Annotated in this window: 19 protein-coding genes; 9 read left to right on the top strand and 10 right to left on the bottom strand. The window is 63.2% G+C overall.

Annotated features, from left to right (window positions below; translation table 11 throughout):
* The first annotated feature begins 90 nt into the window (after window positions 1-90).
* The 4 genes from QZH45_RS15020 to QZH45_RS15005 are packed head-to-tail and all read left to right on the top strand — an operon-like array spanning window position 91 to window position 4,710.
* The gene (locus QZH45_RS15020; RefSeq protein ID WP_055136236.1) at window positions 91-1,275 is read left to right on the top strand and encodes a sensor histidine kinase; all 1,185 of its coding nucleotides are present in this window, start codon (window positions 91-93) and stop codon (window positions 1,273-1,275) included.
* Complete coding sequence (locus tag QZH45_RS15015) at window positions 1,272-1,940, top strand: response regulator (RefSeq protein WP_069018209.1); 669 nt, start codon at window positions 1,272-1,274, stop codon at window positions 1,938-1,940. Before QZH45_RS15020 ends, QZH45_RS15015 begins: the two co-directional genes overlap by 4 nt.
* Entirely contained in the window at window positions 1,937-4,249 is a 2,313-nt protein-coding gene (locus QZH45_RS15010; RefSeq protein WP_055136237.1) for an ATP-binding protein, read from the top strand. The genes QZH45_RS15015 and QZH45_RS15010 overlap by 4 nt, the downstream gene beginning before the upstream one ends.
* Window positions 4,246-4,710, top strand: a complete 465-nt coding sequence (locus QZH45_RS15005) for a response regulator (protein ID WP_024777679.1) — start codon at window positions 4,246-4,248, stop codon at window positions 4,708-4,710. Before QZH45_RS15010 ends, QZH45_RS15005 begins: the two co-directional genes overlap by 4 nt.
* A 190-nt stretch (window positions 4,711-4,900) precedes the next feature.
* Here QZH45_RS15005 and QZH45_RS15000 read toward each other — a convergent pair whose 3' ends face one another.
* From QZH45_RS15000 to nirB, 3 genes are all read right to left on the bottom strand, one after another.
* Complete coding sequence (locus QZH45_RS15000; protein ID WP_024777680.1) at window positions 4,901-5,341, bottom strand: CBS domain-containing protein; 441 nt, start codon at window positions 5,339-5,341, stop codon at window positions 4,901-4,903.
* Between the two features lie 179 nt (window positions 5,342-5,520).
* Entirely contained in the window at window positions 5,521-5,901 is a 381-nt protein-coding gene (gene nirD, locus QZH45_RS14995) for a nitrite reductase small subunit NirD (protein ID WP_024777681.1), read from the bottom strand.
* Complete coding sequence (gene nirB, locus QZH45_RS14990; RefSeq protein ID WP_055135987.1) at window positions 5,901-8,462, bottom strand: nitrite reductase large subunit NirB; 2,562 nt, start codon at window positions 8,460-8,462, stop codon at window positions 5,901-5,903. Before nirB ends, nirD begins: the two co-directional genes overlap by 1 nt.
* Between nirB and QZH45_RS14985 the strand changes: the two genes are divergently transcribed.
* Window positions 8,452-8,625, top strand: a complete 174-nt coding sequence (locus QZH45_RS14985) for a hypothetical protein (RefSeq protein ID WP_155254733.1) — start codon at window positions 8,452-8,454, stop codon at window positions 8,623-8,625. The genes nirB and QZH45_RS14985 overlap by 11 nt on opposite strands.
* A 324-nt stretch (window positions 8,626-8,949) precedes the next feature.
* On the opposite strand, the gene QZH45_RS14980 is transcribed toward QZH45_RS14985, so the two are convergent.
* Entirely contained in the window at window positions 8,950-10,521 is a 1,572-nt protein-coding gene (locus tag QZH45_RS14980; RefSeq protein ID WP_024777683.1) for a L,D-transpeptidase family protein, read from the bottom strand.
* A 177-nt stretch (window positions 10,522-10,698) separates the two neighbouring features.
* On the opposite strand from QZH45_RS14980, the gene QZH45_RS14975 reads away from it, so the two are divergent.
* Both QZH45_RS14975 and QZH45_RS14970 read left to right on the top strand, forming a co-directional pair.
* Window positions 10,699-11,379 carry a murein L,D-transpeptidase catalytic domain family protein gene (locus QZH45_RS14975; protein WP_053191884.1) on the top strand — a complete coding sequence of 227 codons (681 nt, stop codon included), beginning with the start codon at window positions 10,699-10,701 and terminating at the stop codon, window positions 11,377-11,379.
* A gap of 204 nt (window positions 11,380-11,583) precedes the next feature.
* Window positions 11,584-12,540 carry a class I SAM-dependent methyltransferase gene (locus QZH45_RS14970; RefSeq protein WP_024777685.1) on the top strand — a complete coding sequence of 319 codons (957 nt, stop codon included), beginning with the start codon at window positions 11,584-11,586 and terminating at the stop codon, window positions 12,538-12,540.
* On the opposite strand, the gene QZH45_RS14965 is transcribed toward QZH45_RS14970, so the two are convergent.
* From QZH45_RS14965 to QZH45_RS14950, 4 genes are all read right to left on the bottom strand, one after another.
* A complete protein-coding gene (locus QZH45_RS14965) occupies window positions 12,509-17,629 on the bottom strand; it encodes a dermonecrotic toxin domain-containing protein (protein WP_053191770.1) in 5,121 nt (1,706 codons plus the stop codon). The two genes, QZH45_RS14970 and QZH45_RS14965, sit on opposite strands and share 32 nt — an antisense overlap.
* A gap of 147 nt (window positions 17,630-17,776) precedes the next feature.
* A complete protein-coding gene (locus QZH45_RS14960; RefSeq protein ID WP_024777687.1) occupies window positions 17,777-18,379 on the bottom strand; it encodes a LysE family translocator in 603 nt (200 codons plus the stop codon).
* A 51-nt stretch (window positions 18,380-18,430) separates the two neighbouring features.
* Window positions 18,431-19,267: an AraC family transcriptional regulator gene (locus QZH45_RS14955; RefSeq protein WP_024777688.1), complete on the bottom strand. Its 837-nt coding sequence runs from the start codon at window positions 19,265-19,267 to the stop codon at window positions 18,431-18,433.
* 220 nt (window positions 19,268-19,487) lie between these two features.
* Window positions 19,488-19,913, bottom strand: coding sequence for a GlcG/HbpS family heme-binding protein (locus QZH45_RS14950; RefSeq protein ID WP_024777689.1), 426 nt, complete (start codon window positions 19,911-19,913; stop codon window positions 19,488-19,490).
* Between the two features lie 216 nt (window positions 19,914-20,129).
* Here QZH45_RS14950 and QZH45_RS14945 point away from each other — a divergent pair, with 216 nt between their 5' ends.
* On the top strand, window positions 20,130-21,215 hold the full coding sequence (locus tag QZH45_RS14945) for an aromatic ring-hydroxylating oxygenase subunit alpha (protein WP_053191769.1): 1,086 nt from the start codon (window positions 20,130-20,132) through the stop codon (window positions 21,213-21,215).
* A complete protein-coding gene (locus QZH45_RS14940; protein WP_024777691.1) occupies window positions 21,212-22,162 on the top strand; it encodes a PDR/VanB family oxidoreductase in 951 nt (316 codons plus the stop codon). The genes QZH45_RS14945 and QZH45_RS14940 overlap by 4 nt, the downstream gene beginning before the upstream one ends.
* Window positions 22,163-22,279: 117 nt before the next feature.
* Here the strand turns inward: QZH45_RS14940 and QZH45_RS14935 are convergent, their stop codons facing one another.
* Both QZH45_RS14935 and QZH45_RS14930 read right to left on the bottom strand, forming a co-directional pair.
* A complete protein-coding gene (locus QZH45_RS14935; RefSeq protein WP_053191767.1) occupies window positions 22,280-22,993 on the bottom strand; it encodes a GntR family transcriptional regulator in 714 nt (237 codons plus the stop codon).
* Window positions 22,994-23,280: 287 nt separating this feature from the next.
* Window positions 23,281-25,155 carry a feruloyl-CoA synthase gene (locus QZH45_RS14930; protein WP_024777693.1) on the bottom strand — a complete coding sequence of 625 codons (1,875 nt, stop codon included), beginning with the start codon at window positions 25,153-25,155 and terminating at the stop codon, window positions 23,281-23,283.
* Between the last annotated feature and the right edge of the window lie 36 nt (window positions 25,156-25,191).

The raw sequence follows: 25,191 nt of genomic DNA, 5'->3' as shown, positions 1-25,191 counted from the left end.
CTATGCCGATCGGCAGATAGGCCCGGCGCCGATGACGCGCTCTAATACCGACGTCGCGACCGGACCGGTCCCTTTCACGCTGGAGCCCTCATGCAAAGCCCACCCCATGATCCTGGCAGCGCCCTGGCCATCCGTAGCCAGTACCGTCAGTCTCAAAGCCGCGCCGCGCGCCTGGGCCTGTTGTTGGGCACCGGTCACGAACTGACCCGATTACCCCTGGCGCAGATGCGCCAGCGCGTCGTGCAAAGGGCCTGCGCGTTCATCGCCATGGACCATGGCCTGCTGCTGGAATGGACGCCAGATCACCCGGCAAGCGCCCTGGCCTGCCATGGCAGTGGCGAGCGACTCGATTGGCTCGCCAGCCTCGCTCATTCGCCACTATCCGGCCCGCAGTGGCTCGAATACCCCGGCAGCCCCCTGCCCCAGGTCCTGCGGGTCCCGCTGCGAGCCGCCGACGGGACAGTGTTCGGTGTGTTGTTGCTGGGCAACAGCGTGATCATCAGCGCGCCCGACAGCGAAGACATCGAATCCCTGCAATTGCTGGCGACCCTGCTGGCCGCGCACCTGGAGAATCATCGGCTGCTCGAAGCGCTCCAGGCCCGCGAGCGCACCATGTCCGAACTGGTCCACCGGTTGTTCACTGCCCAGGAGGACGAACGCAAGCGCGTGGCTTATGACCTGCACGACGGTCTGGCGCAGAACCTGGCCGGCCTGCATCAGCGCCTGCAGGGGTTTGCCGGGCGTTGCCCGGTGTTGCCGCCAGACCTGGCGAGCGAATTGCAGACCATCCTGGCGTTGGCCCAGGGCTGTGTCGGTGAGGGTCGGCAACTGATCGGCGGCCTGCGCCCCCATGTGCTGGATGATTTCGGCCTGTACAAAGCCGTCGACAAGGAAGCCGATCGCCTGCGCGAGGCCGGCCTGACAGTGAATTGGGTCGAACAAAGCAACATACGCCTGCCAGGCAATATCGAAATCGCCCTGTTCCGCATCGCCCAGGAAGGCATCAACAACATTCTCAAGCACGCCCGGGCCGGCCACGTGAGCCTGGGACTCTCGATCGGCAACGGCCAGGCCGCCCTGCGGGTGGAAGACAATGGCCGTGGCTTTGCCCTGGAGCCCCCTATCGAAACCAACGGCACTCGCCACCTGGGCCTCGCAGCCATGCAGGAGCGGGCCATCCTGCTGGGAGGCCACCTGACGTGTTTCAGCCAGCCCGGCGATGGCACCCGATTGCTGGCCAGCGTACCGCTGCCCCTCCACGGAGCACATCCATGACCTCTCCTTTACGACTGCTGTTGGCCGACGATCACGAAGTCACCCGCGCCGGGTTCATCGCCCTGCTGGCCGGCAACGCAGGGTTCGAGGTCGTCGGCCAGGCCCGCGATGGCCAGGAAGCCCTCGACCTGTGTGAGCAGCTGCAACCGGACATCGCCATTCTCGACATCCGCATGCCGGTGCTCAACGGCCTGGGGGCGGCGCGCATCCTGCAGCAGCGCCAACCGGGCATCAAAGTGGTGATCTTCACCATGGACGACAGTCCCGACCACCTGGAGGCGGCCATCGGTGCGGGAGCTGTCGGTTATCTGCTCAAGGATGCCAGCCGTGACGAGGTACTGGACGCGCTCAAGCGGGTCGCCCGGGGCGAAGAGGCACTGAACAGTTCGGTCAGTGCGCGCCTGTTGCGGCGCATGACCGAACGTGGCGCCGGCGGCGCATCACAACTCCAGGCCCTGACCGCACGGGAACGCCAGGTACTGGGCTTGGTGGCCGGCGGCTTCAGCAACCGTGAAATCGGCGAAAAGCTCGGCATCGCCCCCGGCACTGCCAAGGCCCACGTGGAACGGGTCATCGGCAAGCTTGGGGCCGCCGACCGGACCCAGGCCGCCGTGCGCGGCATCGCTCTGGGATTGGTGGCACAACCCGCCGGACAATGGCCATGAAATACCTTGCTGCCCGCCGCTGGGCCGATCTGCCACTACGGGGCAAGGCATTGGTGGTGATCTCCCTGCCGCTGGTGATCCTGCTGCTGTCACTGGTGCTGATTTACATCACCGAACGCCAGACCGCCCGGGCCGAAGAAGATGTTCGTCGGGTATTGCGCGTCCAGGGCGATATCCAAACGGTGCATACCCTGCTGGCAGAAGCGGCAGCCAGCGTGCGTGGCTACCTGCTGACCCGGCGCGAGGACTTCCTGCCCAGCTATGAACAGGCCACGCAGTTGATCGAGGCCGCACTGCAACGCCTGGACCACAACGTCCGCGACGCCAGGATGCGCGAACATCTCCAGACCATCACCCCGCTGATCGACGAGAAACTCAGCGGACTGGTGGAACTGCGTAGCGGCAAGGGCGACGACACCGAGGCAATCACCGCGCTGCTGATCAAGAACAAGCAAGTGCTGGACGTGCTGCGTGAACAGATCAACGCCATGCGTATCCGCGAGGATGCTCTGCTCGCCGAGCGCAGCGCCGCCGCCTCGGCCACTCGCATGCGGTTGCTGTTCGCCACTCTGCTCGCCGCGCTGTGCGGACTGTTCGGCGCAATTGTCGCGGTGTTGTTCCTGTCCAAGGGCATTGTCGCCCGGGTGCAGCAGGTACAAGGCAATGCCCGGCGCCTGGCGTTGGGCCAACCCTTGCGGCCGCAACCGCCGGAACAGGATGAAATCGGCCAGTTGGGCACTCGCCTGGTGGAAGCCGGGCAGTTGCTGGCCGAACGCGAGCGGGCCCTGCGCGACAACGAAGAACGCCTGCGGCTGATCATCGATGGCGTAAGGGACTACGGGATCTTCGCCCTGGACGCCAAGGGGTATGTGATCACCTGGAACGCCGGCGCGGAACGGATCAAGGGCTACACCGAGCAGGAGATCATCGGCCGGCATTTTTCCCTGTTCTACCTGGCCGAAGAATGTCCGGCGCATCCGGAGATGGCCTTGCGCGAAGCCACCCGCGACGGGCACTACATGGAAGAAGGCTGGCGTTGTCGCAAGGACGGCAGCCGCTTCTGGGCCAGCGTGGTCATCACCGCCCAATACGACAGTACCGGCGCCTTGCGCGGCTTCTCCAAGATCACCCGCGACATCACCGACCGGCGCGCCGCCGAGATCGCCCTGAGCACCGCCCGCGAAGAAGCGGAAAGTGCCAGCCGGGCCAAGAGCGAGTTTCTCTCGCGCATGAGCCACGAACTGCGCACGCCATTGAATGCCATCCTCGGCTTCGCGCAACTGCTGGACATGGACTCCACGGCCGGCCAGCGTCCCCAGGTCAGCCACATCCTGCGCGCAGGCCAACACCTGCTGGCATTGATCAACGAAGTGCTGGACATTGCCCGGATCGAAGCCGGCCGCTTGCCGCTGAACATCGAGCCCATAGCCCTGGCAAGCGTTCTGCACGAAGCCCTGACGCTGGTTTCCCCCATGGCTGCCGACGCCGGCATTCGTCTGGTCGAACTGCCGTCGCTGCCCGAGGGCAGCGGCGTGCTGGCCGATCGGCAGCGGCTGGTCCAGGTGCTGCTCAATCTGTTGTCCAACGCCATCAAATACAACCGGCCCGAGGGTGAAGTACGCATTGAAGTGACCGTCCAGGACAAACGGGTGGACATTGCCGTGAGCGATACCGGACGCGGCATTGCCCCGGAACAACTCGACCAGTTGTTCAAGCCGTTCGAACGTCTGGGCGCCGATCCGCAGGTCGAAGGCACCGGCCTCGGCCTGTCCCTGAGCAAGAGCCTGCTGGAGATGATGCAGGGCAATCTTCAGGTGCGCAGCGTACCCGACCAGGGTTGCTGTTTCACCTTGCAGTTGCCGGGCGCCCAAGTCATTACCACTCATTTGCCACCCATCGCGGCCCTGAAGGTCACCCGCCCGCCCGTTGAATACCACGGCAGGATTTTGTGCATAGAGGACAACCTCTCGAGCCTGGCGTTGATCGAAACCCTGATGCAGCGCCGCCCCGGCATCCAACTGCTGTCGAGCATGCAGGGCCAGATGGGCCTGGACCTGGCGCGCCAGCATGCGCCGCAACTGATCCTGCTGGATGTGACGCTGCCGGACCTGGAAGGCCTGGAAGTCTTGCGCCGCTTGCGCCAGTCCCCGGCCACCGCATCCACCCCGGTGCTGATGATCACGGCCGATGCCAGCGACCTGACCCATCGCGCCCTTCAGGATGCCGGTGCCACGGCGATCCTGACCAAACCCATCCATATCCAGGCCTTCCTGGCCCACCTTGAACGTTATTTACCGGAGCCTGCATGAATCGCGACTTGCGCATCCTGATCATCGACGACCAGCGCCCCAACCTGGACCTGATGGAGCAACTGTTGGCCCGCGAAGGGTTGCACAACGTGCTGAGCAGCACCGAGCCCCTGCGCACCCTGGATCTGTTCAACAGCTTCGAGCCGGACCTGGTGATCCTCGACCTGCACATGCCGGCGTTCGACGGTTTCGCCGTGCTGGAACAACTCAACCGGCGCATTCCGGCCAATGATTACCTGCCCATCCTGGTACTGACCGCCGACGCCACCCGGGACACCCGCCTGCGTGCCCTGGCCCTCGGTGCCCGGGACTTCATCAGCAAACCCCTCGATGCCCTGGAAACCATGCTGCGCATCTGGAACCTGCTGGAAACCCGCGCGCTCTACAAGGCGCTGCGCGAGTTGATTCCTGCCCAGCAGATCGAGTTGTTGCGCCAGCATCGGCCCGGGCCAAGCCAGTAGGCGCTGTGGGCTGTGGGCTGTGGGCTGTGGGCTGTGGGAGCAAGGCTTGCCCGCGACTGCGGTAGGTCAACCAGCAAAAATGTCGACTGGTCTGCCCCTATCGCGAGCAAGCTTTGCTCCCACAGGGTTTGCGCTGGCTGCCTGTCATCAAGGCAAGTCCTTGCTCCCATAGTAACCTGTGGGTACGGTCTCAATGACCGCGAATGTAATGCTCCAACTGCCGAATCAGATCCGCTTGTTCGACGATGGCCTGCTTCACCAGGTCGCCAATCGAGAGCAGGCCGATCAACTGCCCTTTATCCAGCACCGGCAAGTGCCGCAGATGGCTGTCGGTCATGACCTCCATGCAGCGCTCAATGCTCTGTTGGCTATCGGCAGTGACCACCGGCGCGCTCATGATGGTGCGCACCGGAGTCCCCACTGAAGAGCGGCCGTGCAGCACCATCTTGCGCGCATAGTCCCGCTCGCTGAACACCCCCACCACCTGGCCATCCTCGATCACCGGCAACGCGCCGACGTTCTTCTCGGCCATGATCCGCAGGGCTTCGAGCACCGTCTGCTCGGGCGCGATGCTATGGACCTGCTGGTTCTGCACACTCTTGAGTTTCACCAGTTGAGCGGCGGTTTTCATTGCTAATTCCCGGTTTCAATTGACGGCACGCTGAGACGCATGCCGCTTGGTCAATGATCCCCTTGTGGGAGCGAGCCTGCTCGCGATGGCGTGCTGTCAGCCAACATTGATGCTGCCTGACACACAGTTATCGCGAGCAGGCTCGCTCCCACAGGATTCCCACAGGCCCCTCGGCCTTGTCATGCCTCTTCGCTAATCTCCACCACATCACCATTCAACCGCACCGGCCACACCCGCAGGCGCTGTTCCGGGTATTCCAGGCAGTGGCCGTCTTCCAGGCGGAAGTGTTGTTTGTACATCGGCGAGGCAATCACCAGATCACCCTTGATGCTGCCCAACAGGCCGCGGCCGATGACATTCGCACCCGACTTGGGATCCCGATTGTCGATGGCGTACAGCGGCTTGTCCTGCTGTTCAGGCAGGTACAACAGCGCCACCTGGCTGCCGTCGTGCCAGGCCACCACGCCGGAGTTCGGGACCAGGTCTTCGCGGCTGCACAGGGCACGCCATTGCACCTGGGCTTCGGCGGTTGGGATACGAACGACGTTTGACTGGCTCATCAGAGCACCTCCTCGGTGACGGGAATCAGGTGAAGTTCGCCGGCGTGAACCGGTCGACGCTGGCCGCGTTCGCGGACGAAATGAACATCCGGATCGCCGCGCTTGTCGTTGACGAACGTGCGGAAACGCTTGAGTTTTTCCGGATCGTTGAGGGCATTGGCCCATTCGCATTCGTAGCGGTCGACCACCAGTTGCATCTGGGCTTCAAGCTCGGCCCCCAGGCCCAGGCTGTCGTCGATGATCACGTCCTTGAGGTAATCCAGGCCGCCCTCCAGGCTTTCACGCCAGACCGACGTGCGTTGCAACTTGTCGGCGGTGCGGATGTAGAACATCAGGAAGCGGTCGATGTAGCGGATCAGGGTTGCGTCATCCAGGTCGGTGGCAAACAGCTCTGCATGCCGCGGACGCATGCCACCGTTGCCGGCGACATAAAGGTTCCAGCCCTTCTCAGTGGCAATCACGCCGACGTCCTTGCTCTGGGCCTCGGCGCACTCGCGCGTGCAACCGGACACCGCGAACTTGAGTTTGTGGGGCGAGCGCAGGCCCTTGTAGCGATCCTCCAGGGTCAGGGCCATTTGCACGCTGTCCTGCACGCCGTAACGGCACCAGGTGCTGCCCACGCAGGATTTCACCGTGCGGGTGGACTTGCCGTAGGCATGACCTGTTTCGAAGCCGGCCTCGATCAGCTCGGCCCAGATGTCCGGCAACTGGTGCAGTTGGGCGCCGAACAGGTCGATGCGCTGGCCACCGGTGATCTTGGTGTAGAGGTCGTATTTCTTCGCCACCACACCGATGGCGATCAGTTTGTCGGCGGTGATTTCGCCGCCGGCGATGCGCGGCACTACCGAATAGGTGCCGTTCTTCTGCATGTTCGCCATGAAGGTGTCGTTGGTGTCCTGCAACGGCACCAACGACGGATCCATGATCGGCTGGTTCCAGCACGAAGCCAGGATCGAGCCCACCGCCGGTTTGCACAGGTCGCAACCGGTGTGCCCACGGCCGTGCTTGGCCAGCAATTCGTCGAAGCTGATGATCCCTTCCACCCGCACCAGGGCGTACAGCTCCTGGCGGGTGTAGGCGAAGTGTTCGCACAGGCTCTTGTCGACACTGACGCCACGAGCGACCAGCTCATGTTCGAACACCTGCTTGACCAGCGCTGCGCAACCACCGCAACCGGTACCGGCCTTGGTGTCGCACTTGAGTTGCCCCAGATCCGTACAGCCGCCATCGATGGCCGAGCAGATGGAGCCTTTGGTGACGTTGTGGCACGAGCAGATGGTCGCCGCCGCAGGCAACGCGGCCGGGCCGAGGGTCGGTGCGCCTTCGGAGGTGGGCAGGATCAGGCTGGCGGCATCCTTGGGCAAGGCGATACCGTTCTGCATGTACTGCAGCAGGGTGTCGTAGTAGCTGTTGTCACCCACCAGCACCGCGCCGATGACTCGCTTGCCGTCGGCGTCCACCACCAGTCGCCGGTAGCTGGCGCTGGTTTCGTCGATGAACTGGAAACTGCGCGAGCCCGGCGTGTGCCCGTGGGCGTCGCCGATGGAGCCAACGTCGACGCCGAGCAGCTTGAGCTTGGTGGACATGTCGGCGCCGGTGAACGGCTCGCCGTTTTCACCGCTCAATTGCGCCGCGACGCTACGTGCCATCTGGTAACCCGGTGCGACCAGGCCGAAGATGCTGCCATTCCAGGCCGCGCATTCGCCGATGGCATAGATGTCCGGGTCGCTGCTCAAGCATTGGTCATCGATCACCACGCCACCGCGTGGGCCGATCTGCAGGTCGCTGTAGCGAGCGAGGGCGTCCTGGGCACGGATACCGGCGGAAAACACAATCAGGTCGGTTTCCAGGAAGTCGTCGTTGCCGAAGTTCATCCGATAGCGGTAGTGCTCACCGGCACTGATGGATTGGGTGCCCTTGGACAGATGCACGCCAACGCCAAGTTTTTCGATGCGCGCCTTGAGGGCAAGGCCGCCTTGCTCGTCCAGTTGCACCGGCATCAGGCGTGGGGCGAATTCCACCACGTGGGCTTCCAGGCCGAGGGTCTTGAGGGCATTGGCCGCTTCCAGACCCAGCAGGCCGCCGCCAACCACCACACCACGACGGGCACTGGTCGCGGCGGCGCGGATCGCGTCCAGGTCTTCCAGGGTCCGATAAACCAGGCGAGAGTCGCCGTCGGCGCCTTCGATGGGTGGCACGAACGGGTAGGAGCCGGTGGCGAGCACCAGTTTGTCATAGCCGATGCGCTCCTGGCCGGTGACAACCTGACGGGCCTGGCGATCGATCTCCAGCACCGGTACGCCCAAGTGCAGCGTGACGCCGGGGGTCTGGTACAACGAGGCTTCGCCGAGGGCCAGGGATTCGGCGTCGCGGCCAGAGAAATACTCGGACAGGTGCACGCGGTCATAGGCACGCATCGGCTCTTCGCTGAACACATGCAGACGGTAATGGTTGAGGGCACCGCGTTCGATCAGTTGTTCGACGCAGTGATGACCGACCATGCCATTGCCGATCACGATCAGCGTTTGCAGCTTGTTCAGGGAAGCAACGTTGGAATTCATAGAAAGCACCCGACAAAAGCCCATCACGATTTTGAAAGCAAAAAAAAAGACGCCTGAAACCTTGCGGTTCCAGGCGTCTTTGCCTGTTCTGTGCGGTATCGACCTGACGACTGCGCCGGATCTACCGTTATCCCCCGGCCTGCTGGCGCTCGATCTTCGTTGACCGATGGGGTTGCCCGCTCGATTGTATTCGCGGCGGGCCTGAAGGCTCTCTTGCAGCGAGCGTGCCAACCCTGCTGCTTGCGTCGATTCCAAAGACCCGCACTGGCTTTAACCTTGCGGGTGCAGGCTCGCTCGCCAAGACGACCCTCCGCTTACCTTGGAAACTCAAAGTCTGCGACGCCGGGGCAATTGCCTTCCCATGGTGCGATCCGATACTGCCGGCTTCATAAAAGTGCAGCGCCTCTGGCGGGGGATCAGTCAGTACAGAGGTTGGATGGGCGGGCCTCATCGCGAGCCTGCTCGCGATAGCGGCACTGAGCCTGGCTCAGAGCGATCGGCCGCGGGCTGCGGACAGCTTCACATCCCGCCCATAGATATCCGGGATGTACACCGCCTGGCCCTGGCCGTCCGCTTGCACCGTCCAGTAACCCAGCAGGATCGGCATGGGCCTGGCCAGCCTGAACTCATGGGTCTGCCCGTCGGCCAATAGAGTGTCGGTGCGCAAGCGTTCGGCCGGGGTCACCAGCAGGTCCCGCAGGTGCATCACCTGCTCGATTCGTACACATCCCGAACTGAACGCCCGCGGCCCCTTGCTGAACAGTGCCTGGCTGGGCGTGTCGTGCAGGTACACGGAAAACGGGTTGGGGAAGCGGATCACCAGTTTGCCCAGCGGATTCTTCGGCCCGGCATCCTGGCGCAGCATCAGGTCGCCCGGATGATCCCAATCGATGTTCTCGGCCATCAGCGGCTGGCCGTTGCGATCGATGATCCTGAGGTTCTGGCGACTGAGGAACTCGGGATCGCGGCGGATCTGCGGCAGCTTGTCTTCTTTGAGGATGGTCGGGGGGATGGTCCAGGTGGGATTGAGGGTCAACCTTGTCACCCGGGATTTGAGCAGCGGGGTTTCCCGCTCCGCACGACCCACCTGGGTGCGGGTTTGCCAGACCGGCGCGCCACCCTGGTACACCGTCAACTGGGCGGCCGCCACGTTGACCAACACACTGTCAGGTTCCAGGTCCTGGGCCAGCCAACGCATACGCTCCAGATTGATTCGCAATTGCTCGCGACGCATGGCAGGGCTGACATTCAGCTCAGTGACGGTCCACGGTCCCACCACGCCGTCGGCCTGCAGTGAATGCCGCAATTGGAAACTTTTCATCGCCTCCACCAGGCTGGGGCTGTAATGCTCATCGCCCTCGGCCGGCGGCGCACTCAGGTAGCCTTCGCTGAACAGCCGTCGTGCCAGGACGGGTACCCGGGCGTCCTGCTTGTCCGGCTGCAACAGGGCACCTGTGGGCACCGGTTGCCATTCGGCCAAAGGCTGTTGTCGCTGCTGGGCATAAAGCACCCGCAAGTTGCGATAAAGGTCCAGGCTCGGGCGCGCCTGGTCAAAGGCTGCGGCCAGGTTGTTCAGGCCTGGCCCGGCAATGGCCAGGATCATCGCCTGGCGGTCCTGGGGCTGCGCATTGGCCTTCCACACCGGCTCGAGGCGGTCCTGGGACAAATAGCCGAAACGCAGTTCGTGCAAGGCTTGCAGATAGCGTTGGCTGATGGCGATATCGACACAGTCCGGACTTGGGGAAGTGTTGTCGGCCGGCAAGCTGTAGCGGGCCGGGTCCAGTCCGTCATCGGCCAATTGCTGCAACTGGACCCGTAAAGCCATCAACCGCTCGTCGTCCGACCAGACCTCCTGGCCGGCGTTTTGCTGATAAAACGCCTGCAAGCTCAGCATCGTCGGGAAGTCGACACCCGCCGCCAGCGCCGGGCATGCAACCGATAGCTGTGCCAGCGTGGCCTGTACGGGTGCCTGTTCACCAAACGGAACGTCACCGGCTGTCGCGACCAATGGCGAAGCGAGCAATAAAAGGCTCAAGTAACATACGGGCTTTTTGAACAACTGCTTTACTCCAATCCATGGCCGTCTCGTTGACGGTTGACTTTGTGACAGGTACGACCCGCCATCATGATGCAAACGAACAATTACGGACGGGATGCCGCAAACAAACACCAGCCTGTGGACCCGCGTGGACTTTTCTCATCCTCGCTGAAGCTTATTCGCCAATTCTGCCTGGCCATGGCAGCACTGGGCGCGGTATGCGCTCCGGCGCTGGCCGAGCAGGCGAATTCTCAAACGCTTTACAACAGCCTCGCCCACGCCGCGCCGGAACTCAATCCCCTGGCACTCAAAAGTGCCTTGAGCGCCATGCAATGCGCGGTCGCCAACGGTGCCCGCCAGGCCCGCCATCTGGCGGTGATCGACTATTCGCAGCCGTCCACGGCCCGGCGCCTGTGGATCTTCGATCTGCAGAAGAAGAAGCTGGTGCTGCGCGACCTGGTGGCCCACGGGCAGAAATCCGGGGAGAATTTCGCCACGCAATTTTCCAATCGCCTGGGCAGCTACCAGTCCAGCCTGGGGCTGTTCCGCACCCAGGAGAGCTATCAAGGCACCCACGGCTATTCGTTGCGCATGGATGGCCTGGAACCTGGCTTCAATGACCAGGCCCGTGATCGAGCCATCGTGATCCACGCCGCCGACTATGTGAATCCGTTGTGGAGCCAGCGCCAGGGCCGTATCGGACGCAGCCAGGGTTGTCCTGCCGTGCGCCCCCAGGTGGCGCGTCAAGTGATCGACAAGCTCAAGGGCGGGCAATTCATGTTTTCCTGGTACCCGGACCCAAGCTGGCTCAAACGTTCGGCCTATCTCAACTGCCAACCGCAGCAGGTGGCGAGCATTCTGGCTACCAGTGGTGGCTGACGGCCCACCGGACAGAAGCCTGCTGTGAGGATTCTGTGGGAGCACAGCTTGCTCGCGATAGCGACAGACCAGTCAACATTGTTGCTGACTGACTTACCGCAATCGCGAGCAAGCTGTGCTCCCACAGATCCCATCGCTCCCAGGGATTGCGCCTAATCAGCGGGTGGTTAAAATGCCGGCCTTTCGAATCGCCGGCATTGCCTGATGAACCCAGAAGCTCTTCAAACCCTGCAGACCCACCTACTGACCGCCCTGGCGTCCGTGCCGGAAGAAACCCGTCGCCTGTTCCATGGCCGCGGGCGCTGCTGGCCGGGGCTGGAACAGATCACCGTCGACTGGCTCCAGGGTGTGATGCTGGTTTCCTTGTTCAAGGAACCGGAGCCTGCGCAGTTGGGCAACCTGCTGTCGACACTGCTTGCCGTCACTGCCGCACCGGCATGGCAACACAGCAAGGCCCATACCCTGGCGGTGCAACACCGTTATCTACCGCAAAGCCTCACCCAATGGCTGGTGGGCGAACCCATCGACGAATGGACCCTGACCGAAGGCGGCCTGCGGTACCGGATCGACCTGGGCAAGAAGCAGAACAACGGCCTGTTCCTTGACATGCGCTATGGTCGTGACTGGGTCCGAGCCAATGCTGCCGGCAAGCGCGTGCTCAACCTGTTCGCCTACACCTGCGGTTTCTCGGTGGCGGCGATCGCCGGTGGCGCGCAGCACGTAGTCAATCTGGACATGTCCCGCGCGGCCCTGAGCCGGGGCCGCGACAACCATCGCTTGAACGGCCATGACCTGGGCCAGGTGAGTTTCCTCGGCCACGATCTGTTCAAGTCCTGGGGCAAGGTGATCAACAGCGGACCGTATGACCTGGTGATCATCGATCCGCCGACCTTCCAGAAAGGCAGTTTCCTGCTGACCAAGGATTACCAGCGGGTGCTGCGTCGACTGCCGGAGCTGCTGGCCGCCGACGGCACCGTCCTGGCCTGCAGCAATGACCCGGCCACCGGCCCGGACTTTCTCATCGACGGAGTTACCCGCGAAGCCCCTGGGTTGGCCTTCAGCGAACGCCTGGCCAACCCACCGGAGTTTCCCGACATCGACAGTCAGTGCGGTTTGAAGGCCCTGGTCTTCAAAGCGGCAGCACCGGCCACCAGGCATTGACCAGGCCCATGGTCACCCGACGCACCAAGGCTTCGATTTCCCGGCTCTTGACCGAACGGTAGATGGCCATGGTGCGGCGCAGTTGATCCTCGGTGAGGGTCACCGGCCGGCCGGCGGCCCAATCCACATCCGCGACGGCTTCGAGCCCGATCCGGCGCCAGACCGTTCGCCCGCCTTCCGTGACCGGCTCCAGGGCGCTGGGCAACTCGGGGTCCGGGTGTGCCAGGTTGTCCAGCATCACCTGGGGCCAGCGGGATGGATTCACCGGCCCGCTGAAGGCATTCACCAGGTCGTCATCTAAGTTTTCCCAGATCGCCAGCCCTTCAGCCCAACGGGGCGACATCAATCCCAGGTAAGGCCGCCACAGCATCTCGCCCGGGCTCGGGGTCTGATCGTTGCTGTTGAAGGTGTCCTGGGCATCGCTGAGCCAGTCGATGAACGCGTCCCGGGTCATCTGCGCTTCAAGTTGCGAGGGGTTGGGAAATCGCTCCATCAGCACGTATTCCCAATTGGACAGGTGATCCGTCAGGAAGCCGGCAAAAGGCGCACCGTGTCGGGAAAGGCGCGCGCGCATGACCGACTGGAACATTCTGAAATGCAGTTCCAGCTCGGGGAGGTCCGGCTGTTCCCTGTCCAGGGTACGGGCCTGAAGACGGCTACGCAGTTGCCGCAGTTGCTGGTCGAAGTCGCCGATCAATGTCGGCAGGCGGTCATAGGCGCCTGGATAGCCCATGTAATGCTGCAGGACAGCGGCCGCCCTCTGACGAACGCTGAATGACAACCCGGCAGTCGTCCCGCTATCGGCATCGCGCACGAGCGTAGAGAACCAGTCGATGAAGCTACGCATCCCCGGATCGTCGCGGGCGACCTCCAGTGCCCGCTGGAGCGAGGGCGAAATGTACAACCAGTCATCGACGGTATATCGGAAAGACTCGGGGAAGATCGCCCGAAGGGCGTTGACCTGGACACTGGGCAACGGGTTGTCGTCAAGCCAGACCCCGAGGGAGTCCTGGTCGCTCAAGCGGGCGAGCACAGGCATCAGGTCATCTTGAATGCCGGTGATGCGATTGCCGCTGAGATCGACGACGAACGTATCGGAAATGAACACCTCGGAATGCCTGGCCAGCACCGACAATGCGATCGGTGGCACCCGATCGAGCCCGGTCCGGCTCAACTCCAGGGTCATCAGGTTCACCAGCTCTGGCAGATCAGGCAGGTCCCGGCAGCTGTTTTCGTTCAAGCGCAGTTCCTGCAAAGCCGTGGCGGTGCGCAGGAACGCGCTGCCCTCTTCATCCAGGCGCAAGCCGCAGCGCGCCAGGTTCAGCGAGCGCAAATCCGGCAGCGAAGAGGTCAGGGCCTGCAACTGTTCGGGCGTGAAACTCAGGTTGTCGGCCCATATGACTTCACGCAGGGAGGGTAATCCGGCCAGGCTGCCGATGGCGGCAATCACCTCGGCATCGGTGCCCGCCTGTGCGCTGCCGATCCCCGACAGGTCCAGGGTCCATAAAGGGATGTAGGGATCGGTACCCAGCAAAGGCGTGAATACATTCGCGTCCAGGTGCAGCGGGTTACGGCTCAACGACAGATCCACCAATGCCCGTAGCTGCGCCACCGCAACGGGGACAGCGGTGAGATGATTGTCCTGCAGGTTCAGCGAATCGACGCCGGGGAACATCCGCAGGAAATCCGAAGGATCCTCCACCAGCCCCAGGTTGGTCAGGATCATCGTCTCGATATGTTCCAAGCGCACAGTCACCGGAGGCAGCCGGCCGAGGTTGACGTTTTCGATCCGCACCACCAGTTCACTGCCCTCGCTGCCCGGATCAGGTGCGCGCTGCCAGGCACGGCGGATAATCCGGGCAACGCTCCGACGTTGCGCCAACAGTGCCTCACGGCCCAGCGTTTGCTCGACGGGATGGTGAAATCCTTCCTGCTCTTCCCACTGGCGCAACCCTTGGTCCAGGGTGGTCCAGTCGTTCTCCAGGCGGTTGATCAAGTCATCGAAGCGAACGCCTTCGAGTTGGGCCTGCTCGACCAGGCCAAACCGCAACCGTCTCAGGGCATCCCCCGCGTGAGCGGGATACAGCCGCTCAAGCCGCTGGTTCAAGCTACCGCTCCAGTCTTGCAGCGGCAGCCGGCCACGGCCGCTGAGTGGATAGACCAGGTGTCCGTTCAACCACAGCGGACGCGACCCAAGGCTGCCCAGGCGGCGCATCGCCAGGTAGGGGCGCAACGCTTGCCGGTCATCCATGGCTTGTACCAGCAATTGGTTGCGTAGCTTGTCCGCCTCCCAGATATTCAAGCCCAATGCCCTGCGGGCATCGTCCGGCATCGCCCTGAGCAGCGCATCTTCCAGGGCCATGGCGCTCGCCAGTTCCTCGCCGGTTTCGTCAAAGGGGTGATACCGGTCACCTTCCTGGCGGATGACTTTGAACGGACCATCCTGCCCCACCTCAATCGGATCCGGCAGCTCGCGCAGCCACAGGCGCAGGTGCAGCCGCCCCCGCAGCGAAGGAGTATTGGCCAGCAGGTTGATGACGATGCGGTCTCGATCGACCGTGCTTTCACCTCGCGCCAAGGCGCGCAAGGCCCGACTCAGGCGCAGTTCACGCAAGGCTTCGGCCCCCTGCTTGCCGAGTGCTCCAGTCACCCGTCCTTCCAGCAACCGTTGTCGATCCTGACCTGATACGTTGCGGACTAGCTCGTTGGCAATGGACTCAGGCAAACCCGGGAACGCCCGGATCAAGGGAACGGCCAGCGGGTCAAGCGCGATTGACTTTGCCATGGCCAGGGTCACCCGCTTGCCATCGCGTTCCAGCCGCGCGGCCCAGCGCGCGGCCAACAAGCGACTGCGCTCCAGCGGGCGCAAGCCGAGGCTGTTCTGGCCCAGCAGCGCGGTCTGCTCATCCACGTTCAGCCCATCCAGGATTCGAGCGGCCCAGTTATCCCGCGCGAGATCCGCTCGCATTAACAGGATAGAGCGCGTGTCGGCCGCATCGCCCACAGGGTAAATTCGCATCCCATCGTGGTAGCGCAACGTCATGTCTTCCGGCCAGCCCGGCAGCTCCGCGAGGGTCTGGACGATGCGAAAATGCATGCCCTGCGGGGCTTCGCCACGGCGTAGACGGTCGATGGTGTGCCGCACCCATTGCCAGTTCCGTGCCTCATCCAGGGCATCGGCCAAGATGGCGGGCATCGGCTGCGCCTCGACTTGCAGGTAGCGCAAATGCGCCTCGCTGATGCCAACCTGGCGTTGCACGCTGAGGACCGTAGGGTTGTCCAGTTCGGCAGGTGTCTCGGCAAACGTGCGCAGCAACTCCAGATTACCGCGCTGCAACGGGTTGCGATGCGCCCACTGCCAGCCACGGGCGCGGCTCCATTCCAACGGCGGCGTGACGCCCCTGTGCCCCGACGGCAGGCGCAGGCTCAGATTGTCCTGTGTGCCTTGTACTTCGAAATAACGATCCTCGATCCGCACCCAGGCCGCGTCGGTCGTGCGCCAGACGCCCCAGGCGTCCTGCTCGGCCTCCATAGGCGGCAGGCGCCGCGCTTCGAAGGGACGGACGTCGCCATTCCACAACCGGGTGCTACCGTCCGCCACGGGCATGGGTTCAATGGCTGCGCCTATGAACCCCAGGTAGGCGCCTTGAGCGACCCCGAAGAGCACATTGAAGATATGTTCGATCCCTTCTTGCGCATGGCCTTCGTTGAACGCCTGGATACCTTCGAAAATCTCATACACCAGGCGTACCCCACCGACTACCGCTGCTCCCATGCCGATGGGCATACAGAACGGGAAAAAGGTTGCCGCAAGCATCAGCGAACGTTCGACCAGACCTTCCCAGTACTCGAGCCGCGCCAGCAACGCCCGCCAATCCTGGTCCCGGGTCGACACCATCAGTGCCGAGGCGTTGCCCAACGCATGGCCCCGCCACTCATGGTAGGCAGCGTGCCAATGATCCTCGCGCACCTCATTCAGGCCCCAGGCGACCCTGGGCACGGGGATCCGAATGCGACGGGGATTGCCGCTCTCACCCTGCTCGCCCTCACGCCAACCGGTGATGCAAGCATGGATTTCCTGGAACAGATTGGGGTTGTCGGTGATCGTCCACTCCACCTGATCGTGCAGGGCTTCCCCCAGGCGCGCCTGCAGGCGCAGCGGGAAGTATTGCGTCAGGCTCTGGCGATAACTGCGTTTACGGACCCGATCGGTCAGTTCCGCCGATAACGCCTGCAAGCTTGCGAACTGCTTGAGCGGAGCCACGGTATCGTGGGGCATGTGCAGGACGACCGGACGAACACCGCTGGCGTCACTCGCCAGTCCCCAGTACACCCGGGCACCGAACAATGGCGCGGACAGCAGCTCCAGCGCCTTGACCTCGCAGGCCAATGGCATCACGGGCCGCGCTTCCAACTGGACACCGGCATGGGCCAATAGCCGTTCACCGGTGCTATCCAGGCGTCCGGCCAACTTCGCCTCGTAGGCATCATGAGCCAACAGGCTGCGTGCATACGCCATATAGGCCTTTGCTACGGCCGGAGTCTCACCGGCGATGCGGGGCAGCCGCTGTTCGAGCTTGCGCCGATATGCCCCACCGACGTCCACCTGCCGACAGAGGCTGGCGAAACTGGCCGGAGTCATGTCCAGGGGCGCACGGTTCGTTGGGGGATCCCCCCGGTTGAACTCTCCCGGCCTGCCCTGAATGAACAACTCGCCCTTCTTGTCGAAATCGCCCCCGACAACCGCGTCGGCGGGAGGAAAGTTGCCCATGGCCGCTTCGATCACCGACAACGAGGGATCGGTCACGAAAGGTCCACGCCTGACCCGTGCCCGGCGTATCGCATCGACGACTCTGCTGCCGCCGTTCACCCGGCTCCAGCCTTGGAGCTGCGGCTGCACCTTGAGCAGATCGAGGGTAAAGGCATAGGGCGATGGCAGGTCGGTGAGCAACGCATTCAGCGCGTCGCTGTCGCGCTGCAGTCGCCGGGCAAGCACCTTGAAGCGTTCCTGCTGGGGCCGTGCGGCCCGCTTCAACCAGGCAGGCAGCCGGGCCTGGATGAACTCGACATGGGTATCGAGGGTAGACATGGTGGACCTCCATCCTTGGGGGCAGTTGGGAATCGAGATGCGCTCAACCGGGCGCGAACCCGATGCTCCAAGAAATGGCCGTTTTTTAAAACCGCGCAACCGTTGCAAGGGGTTGCGGGCTTTGGTAGCCACGGAGGTCACTTCCCCTCAGACCAGCAAGGTCAGCCACGCCGATGCCAGCAGCAACAGCGCCATGGCCCGATTGAACCGCCTCATCGCCACGGCGGAACGGCAGAACCTGGCAGCACCGAGGCCCAGGTAAGCCCAGACGGTCATGCAGGGAATCGAGATCGCAAAAAACGCCAGGGACAGCCACAGGACCCGCACGCTGCGGTCGGCTTCGGCGCCGGCAAATACGCTGACCACTGCCAATGCCATCATCCAGGTCTTCGGGTTAACCAACTGCAAGCCGGCCGCCCCGGCCAGACCGAGCCTCGGGCCTTCAACGGGTTGGTCGGGATCGATGGCCTGGGCCGGCGCGCTGAAAATCTGCCAGGCCATCCAGCTCAGCCAGGCGATGCCGGCCCAGGACAGTGCTGTTTGAATCGTCGCGTGGCGGGCCAGCACGTCCCCCAGCCCCGTGCCGACCAGCAGCACCAGCAACGCCGCCGCGGCGCAGGCCCCGAGGATGATCGGGACTGTGGTCGGCAGGCCGAAGCGCGAGCTGTGGCTCAATACCAGGATATTGGTCGGGCCCGGGGTGATGGAGGCAACAAACGCGAACAAGGCAAACGGCAGTAACTGGTCCATGGAGCAATTTCTCGGTGAAGGATCAGCCTTATCCTCCCCCGTGGACCTTGCTCAGTCTGGAACAATTGAGCAGCGCTTGCGGTAGTCCGCCGGGCTCAAGCGATAGGCGCGCTGGAACCAGCGGCCCAGGTGGCTCTGATCGGCAAACCCGAGCTGTGCGGCCACTGCCACGGCGCTTTCACCGCTGGCCAGCAAACGCCGCGCCCGGGCCAGTCGCAGCTGGATCAGATACGCGTGGGGTGCCAGGCCGAACGCAGCCTTGAATGCACGGGTCAGGCGGAACCGGTCGACGCCGGTGACCTGCGCCAAGTCATCCAGGCCAATGTCTTCGCTCAGGTGGCTGTGCAGATAATCGCGGGCCTGCTGCGCAACCAACGGCAGGCGTGGGTCGGGGTTGATCCGCGCCCGCCAGTGCAAGTGCTGGGTCAGGTTGGCCAACAGGGTGTCGAGCGCCGTCTGGCGGACGATGCGGATTTCCTGGTCGTGCAGACTCTGGAACGCCAGGGCCGTCGCGCTCGCCAAGCGCGCATCGTCAGCCAGGGTGGCGGCGAACCCCAGCTGCGCGTTGTCTGGCGCCACGTCGAACAACGAGCGCACCTCTCGCTCCAGCCAGTGGGGCTCCAGGTACAAGGTGCGATAGGTAAAACCGCCGACCTGGGGCGCATTTCCATCGTGGAGCTCACCGGGCTCGAGCAGGAAGACCTTGCCCGGCGTGCTGTTGTGCTGCTGGCGGCGGCAATGAAACTGCTGCACCCCCTCCTCGGTCACGCCGACCAGATACGCGTCATGCCAATGGGGATCGTAGGCATGCCCTTCGAAATGTGCGCGCACGGTCTCGATACCGGACGTGGCGTCCTGCTTGAGATCGATCCAGTTGCGCGCTGTCATGGGTTCCCCTGCCTGATTTATCCGCTTCGGCAGATTAACTGCTCAGGGCAAGGACTGTCTGGAAGATTTGTGCAGCGAATTCTGAAGGCCTTGCACAGATCCCTGTGGGAGCGAGCCTGCTCGCGATAGCGGTCAATCAGTCAACCCTGCAGTGACTGATGCACCGCTATCGCGAGCAGGCTCGCTCCCACACTGGACACACTGGCGTTCCCCAACCCGATCAAGGATCAGGAACAAGGGTCGGCAACACCGCTTCCAGCGCCAGTCGCGCCAGTTCGGCATCCTGCTCGGACTTGACCCCGGATACGCCGATGGCTCCGATGCATTGGCCGTCGTGGCGAATGCTCACACCGCCTTCGAGCATGCCGTGCAAATGTGGAGCACTGAGGAAGGCGTAGCGACCTTCGTTGATCATGTCCTCGAAAAATTTGCTGTCACGCCGGCTCATGGCGGCGGTGCGGGCTTTTTCGGTAGCGATGTAGGCCGACAACGGCGAGGCACCGTCCAGTCGCAACAAGCCCAGAGGATGGCCGCCATCATCCACCACACAGACCGATACGGCCCATTGACGCTGATGCGCCAGCTCCTTGGCTGCCACCAGCAGCTGTGCGACGTCTTGTTCGGTGAGTACTGCCTTGGTTTTCATGAATCACTCCGTTGTGCCACGCAAGAAGCCCTGTCGCAGTATGTCCTCCACGGCAGTTCGAGCCAACCCGTTCGAAATCCTGCCCGTCGGGCGACCGCCTCAATGGATCCATTAAAGATGAAATACTGCTCTACTTGTCGATAATACGTTGACAGGAAAACTAGTTAAGAGACTTAATGGATCCACAGAAAAACAAAATCAGCCTGGAGACCCGTCATGTACCCCAAAAATGCCTGGTACGTTGCCTGCACCCCCGATGAAATCACCGAGAAGCCACTGGGCCGCCAGATCTGCGGCGAGAAAATGGTTTTCTACCGTGGGCATGCAGGCAAGGTCGCTGCCGTCGAGGACTTCTGCCCCCACCGTGGCGCCCCGCTCTCCTTGGGTTACGTCGAAAACGGCAACCTGGTGTGCGGTTATCACGGCCTGGTGATGGGCTGTGACGGCAAGACGGTGGAGATGCCAGGGCAACGGGTGCGCGGGTTTCCCTGCAACAAGATCTTCGCCGTAGAGGAACGACATGGGTTCATCTGGGTCTGGCCCGGCGACCAGGCTTTGGCAGACCCGGCGCTGATCCATTATCTGGAATGGGCGGAAAACGATGAATGGGCCTACGGCGGCGGCCTGTTCCATATCCAGTGCGACTACCGCCTGATGATCGACAACCTGATGGACCTGACCCACGAAACCTACGTGCATGCCTCGAGCATCGGCCAGAAGGAGATCGACGAGGCGCCCCCCGTAACCACGGTCGAAGGCGACGAGGTCATCACCGCCCGGCATATGGAGAACATCATGGCCCCGCCCTTCTGGCGCATGGCCCTGCGTGGCAACAACCTGGCCGACGACGTGCCGGTGGACCGCTGGCAGATCTGCCGTTTCACCCCGCCCAGCCATGTCATGATCGAAGTCGGCGTCGCCCACGCCGGCAACGGCGGCTATCACGCCGCGCCGCAGTTCAAGGCATCGAGCATCGTGGTGGATTTCATTACACCGGAAACCGAAACGTCCATCTGGTATTTCTGGGGCATGGCCCGGCATTTCCAGCCCAAGGACGAAGCCCTGACCGCGAGCATTCGCGAAGGTCAGGGCAAGATTTTCAGCGAAGACCTGGAAATGCTCGAACGCCAGCAGCGCAACCTGCTGGAGCATCCGCAACGCAACCTGCTCAAGCTCAACATCGATGCCGGTGGCGTGCAGTCGCGCCGGGTGCTGGAACGCTGGATCGCCCGTGAGCGCGAGTCCCAGGCGGGGTTGATTGCCAGTACCCACCAGCCACAACCCGCGGAGCAAAGACCATGATCGAAGTTCAGGTCGCGGCGCGGCACAACGAAGCCCTGGACATCTGCAGCTACGAGCTGACCCGTGTCGACGGCCAGCCCCTGCCGGCATTCACGGCCGGCGCCCATATCGACGTGCATTTGCCTGGCGGCGTGATTCGTCAGTATTCGCTATGCAACCACCCCGAGGAACGGCACCGTTACCTCATCGGCGTGCTCAAGGATCCAGCCTCGAGGGGCGGTTCGAGCAGTCTGCACGAGCAGATTCTACCCGGCGCGCGGCTGCTCATCAGCGAACCGCGCAACCTGTTCCCCCTCGCCATCCAGGCCCGACGTCATTTGCTGTTTGCCGGTGGCATCGGCATCACGCCGATCCTGGCCATGGCCGAGCACCTTGCGCAGAATGGTGCGCCGTTTGAATTGCATTATTGCGCCAGGTCGCTGGAGCGCGCAGCTTTTGTCGAGCGCCTGCGCCAGTCCCCGTATGTCGACCGGGTGTTTCTGCATTTCGATGAAGCGCCTGAAACCGCACTGGATACCGCTCGGGTGCTGGCGGCGCCCAGTGAAGACGTGCACCTCTATGTGTGCGGCCCCGGTGGGTTCATGCAGCATGTGCTGGACACCGCCAGGGCCCAGGGCTGGGAGGACGCCTGCCTGCACCGCGAATACTTCGCCGCCGCCCCCACCGATACCAGCTCCGATGGCAGCTTTGCCGTGAAGCTGGCCAGCAGCGGCCAAGTGTTCGAAGTGCCCAAGGACCGCAGCGTCGTGCAGGTACTGGAAAGCCATGGCATCGAAGTTCCGATCTCCTGCGAACAAGGCGTCTGCGGCACCTGCCTGACCCGCGTACTGGAAGGCGTGCCGGAACATCGCGACATGTTTCTGACCGAGGCCGAGCAGGCTTGCAACGATCAGTTCACTCCGTGCTGCTCCAGGTCGAAGACGCCGTTGCTGGTGTTGGACCTTTAGTCTCTGAACAACACAAGTCCCTGTGGGAGCGAGCCTGCTCGCGATGGCGCTGGATCAGTGAAAGATCTGTAACTGATACACCGCCATCGCGAGCAGGCTCGCTCCCACAATGGGTATTCACTCGGAACGCAAGATCACCTTCATCCGCTCATCCGCCAAGGTCGAGCCGAACACCTCGGCGTAACGCAGGGTGGCGTTGGCATGTTCGCGCATGATCGCCTCGGCCCGCGCGCCCTGGCGATGGATCAGCGCGTCGAACACCGAGTGGTGTTGCATGTGGGCATAGTTGAAGCGCCGATACTCGCCGGCCATGTTCTGCCGATCCACCGCCAGGGCGGTGACTGAGGCGAATGGCAGATGATCGTTGCGAGCCAGCGCATCGGCAATGGCCGGGTTGTGGCTGCCCTCGACGATCACCTGGTGAAAGCGCATGTTGAGGTCGTGATAGACCTCCAGGTCCTCCTCGGTCACGTAGCCCTTGGCGAACAGTTCGTCGCCCTGCACCAGGCATTGTTCGAGGATGGCGCGGGCCTCTGCGTCGAGGCCTCGTTCGGCGGTCTGACGCGCGGCCAGGCCTTCCAGCACGCCGCGCACTTCCACTGCGCCGGCAATGTCCTCGGCACTGACCGAACGCACCTGGAACCCACGCCCGCCGAAGCGCACCAGCAACCCCTCCTGCTCCAGCGTCCTGAACGCCATACGAACCGGCATCCGCGAAACACCGAACCGCTGCGCCGTGGGAATCTCCATCAACCGCTCACCGGCTGCCAACTCGCCAGAGGCAATCATTCTGCGCAACGCAACCAGCACCATTTGGCCGGGCTTACTCATCCGGGGTACTTCCAGGGAAAAGAGACCGCCATAGTAAAAGCAAAACCCCGTGGGAGCGAGCCTGCTCGCGATGGCGCTGGGTCAGCCACTACAGCGTTGACTGATAATCCGCTATCGCGAGCAGGCTCGCTCCCACAGGGGATTGGGGCCGGACGCGGAATGTGTGTCCCCTGCAGAACCCGTGTGGGAGCGAGCCTGCTCGCGATGGCGGTGGGTCAGCCACTGTAGCGTCGACTGGTAGACCGCTATCGCGAGCAGGGCTCGCTCCCACAGGTTCCAGGGTGGATCTAGGCGACTGTTGCCCGCAGGATCGACTCATCTTCGCCGCGGTATAGCGCCTCGACTTTCGCCGCCCGCCATTGCAACACCGCCCGCTGGTTGATGGAGCCCTTGTCGGTGATTTCGCCGCGGTCGATGGACGCCGGTTCATCGAGCAAGGCAATCCACTCGACCCGGCTGGCATTGCCGCTGGCACCGTGGTTGAGGCGTTGCAGCCAGTCGGCGAACCAACGACGGACCGGGGCGCTGGCGAGTACCTGGGCATCGCTGGCGTCCGCGGGCAGCTCCGACAGGCGTCGGCATTCGGGAAGCCGCGGGAATACCAGGGCCCCCAGGCACTCGCGATCCGGCGCGGTCACCACCAGGTCCTGGACGTAGGGCGTGCCTTCCAGAACTGCACGGTTGCGCAGCGGCCCGACGCTGACGAACACGCCGGAGGACAGCTTGAAGTCCTCGGCAATCCGCCCATCGAACATCAGCCCCAACTGTGGATTAGCCGAATCGGCCAACTTGATCGCATCGCCCGAGCAATAGAAACCGTCCTCATCGAATACCTCGGCCGTCTGCTGCGGCGAGCGCCAATAGCCGGGCATGATGTGCGGCCCGCGGAAGCGGCCTTCGAACTTGCCGTCCACCGGCACCAGTCGCACTTCGCAACCCGGCGCCGGCAGGCCGATATAGCCTGCCATGGACAACGGCCCGGTGGTAAAAGTGCAGGACGGGGACGCTTCGGTCATCCCCAGCCCGGCCATCATCCTGATGCGCTCACCGCAATGCTGCTCGGCCACTTTGTCCAACCGGTCCCAGGTGCTCTGCGACAGACCGGCGGCGGCAAAGAAAAACAGGCTGACGCGCTCGAAAAAGCGCTCGCGCAACTCGCCATCGCGCTCCAGGGCACTGACCAACTCTTCCCAGCCCTTGGGCACGGTCAAGTACGCGGTCGGTGAAATCTCCTTGAGATTGCGCAAGGTTTCGGCGAACCCCTGGGCGGTGGGCTTGCCGTCATCCAGGTAAAACGTGCCGCCGTTGTACAGCACAATGCCGACGTTGTGACTGCCGCCAAAGGTATGGTTCCACGGCAACCAATCCACCAGCACTGGCGGTGCTTCGCCGAACACCGGAAAGGTCTGCAACAGCATCTGCTGGTTGGCACAGAGCATGCGCTGGGTGGTGATCACGGCCTTGGGCAGTTTGGTGGAACCCGAGGTGAAGAGAAACTTGGCGATGCTATCGGGGCCCGTGGCGGCAAAAGCGCGCTCGGCCTCGGCACCGCCGAGTTGCACCAACAGGCTGGCGAAACTTGCCCGGGAGCGCCCCGCCATCTCGCCATCCACCGTGATCAACGGCACATTCGCCGGCAATACCGCATTGACTGCACGTTCAAACGGCGCAGCCTGGCTGACGAACACCAGGCCCGGCTGCAGCAAGTCGCAGACATGCCGCAGCTTGGCAAAATCCTGGGACAACAAGGAATAGGCCGGCGAAACCGGGCAATAGGGAATGCCGGCGTACATCGCACCAAAGGCCATCTGCAGGTGTTCGATGTCATTGCCTGAAAGCAATGCCAGGGGTTTGTCGGCAGACAATCCATAAGCCAGCAGGCCCTGGGCGATAGCGCGAACGCTGTCGAGCATTTCGGCATAGCTGATGCGACGCCAGTCACCCCCTTTCTGCCGAGCGGCAATGAAGGTCTGCTGCGGACGCACCTCGGCCCAATGCACCAGCCGATCGAGCAAGCGCGTCGGCAACGGCGCCAAGGCTTCCAGGGAGCGCATGTGCAGGATGCCCTGCTGCTCACTGACCTCAACCGCGGGATGACCAATCGACACTTGGCGATAATGCCCCGTGCCGGCTTGGGAGGACGATCTGAACTCGGAACTCACGTACATTTCCTCCACCAAGGCACGCTCGGGTCGCGA

Source organism: Pseudomonas corrugata (assembly GCF_050920615.1).
GTDB lineage: Bacteria > Pseudomonadota > Gammaproteobacteria > Pseudomonadales > Pseudomonadaceae > Aquipseudomonas > Aquipseudomonas corrugata.
This window is presented reverse-complemented; position numbering and strand designations above follow the sequence as displayed.

Bases quoted from the DNA above. Each gene is read 5' to 3' on its own strand.
- QZH45_RS14935 (WP_053191767.1), bottom strand. From the start codon at position 22,993: ATGAGTAAGCCCGGCCAAATGGTGCTGGTTGCGTTGCGCAGAATGATT.
- QZH45_RS14940 (WP_024777691.1), top strand. From the start codon at position 21,212: ATGATCGAAGTTCAGGTCGCGGCGCGGCACAACGAAGCCCTGGACATC.
- QZH45_RS15005 (WP_024777679.1), top strand. From the start codon at position 4,246: ATGAATCGCGACTTGCGCATCCTGATCATCGACGACCAGCGCCCCAAC.
- QZH45_RS15020 (WP_055136236.1), top strand. From the start codon at position 91: ATGCAAAGCCCACCCCATGATCCTGGCAGCGCCCTGGCCATCCGTAGC.
- QZH45_RS14955 (WP_024777688.1), bottom strand. From the start codon at position 19,267: ATGACAGCGCGCAACTGGATCGATCTCAAGCAGGACGCCACGTCCGGT.
- QZH45_RS15015 (WP_069018209.1), top strand. From the start codon at position 1,272: ATGACCTCTCCTTTACGACTGCTGTTGGCCGACGATCACGAAGTCACC.
- QZH45_RS14970 (WP_024777685.1), top strand. From the start codon at position 11,584: ATGAACCCAGAAGCTCTTCAAACCCTGCAGACCCACCTACTGACCGCC.
- QZH45_RS14965 (WP_053191770.1), bottom strand. From the start codon at position 17,629: ATGTCTACCCTCGATACCCATGTCGAGTTCATCCAGGCCCGGCTGCCT.
- QZH45_RS14975 (WP_053191884.1), top strand. From the start codon at position 10,699: ATGGCAGCACTGGGCGCGGTATGCGCTCCGGCGCTGGCCGAGCAGGCG.
- nirB (WP_055135987.1), bottom strand. From the start codon at position 8,462: ATGAATTCCAACGTTGCTTCCCTGAACAAGCTGCAAACGCTGATCGTG.
- QZH45_RS14950 (WP_024777689.1), bottom strand. From the start codon at position 19,913: ATGAAAACCAAGGCAGTACTCACCGAACAAGACGTCGCACAGCTGCTG.
- QZH45_RS15010 (WP_055136237.1), top strand. From the start codon at position 1,937: ATGAAATACCTTGCTGCCCGCCGCTGGGCCGATCTGCCACTACGGGGC.
- QZH45_RS15000 (WP_024777680.1), bottom strand. From the start codon at position 5,341: ATGAAAACCGCCGCTCAACTGGTGAAACTCAAGAGTGTGCAGAACCAG.
- nirD (WP_024777681.1), bottom strand. From the start codon at position 5,901: ATGAGCCAGTCAAACGTCGTTCGTATCCCAACCGCCGAAGCCCAGGTG.
- QZH45_RS14945 (WP_053191769.1), top strand. From the start codon at position 20,130: ATGTACCCCAAAAATGCCTGGTACGTTGCCTGCACCCCCGATGAAATC.
- QZH45_RS14960 (WP_024777687.1), bottom strand. From the start codon at position 18,379: ATGGACCAGTTACTGCCGTTTGCCTTGTTCGCGTTTGTTGCCTCCATC.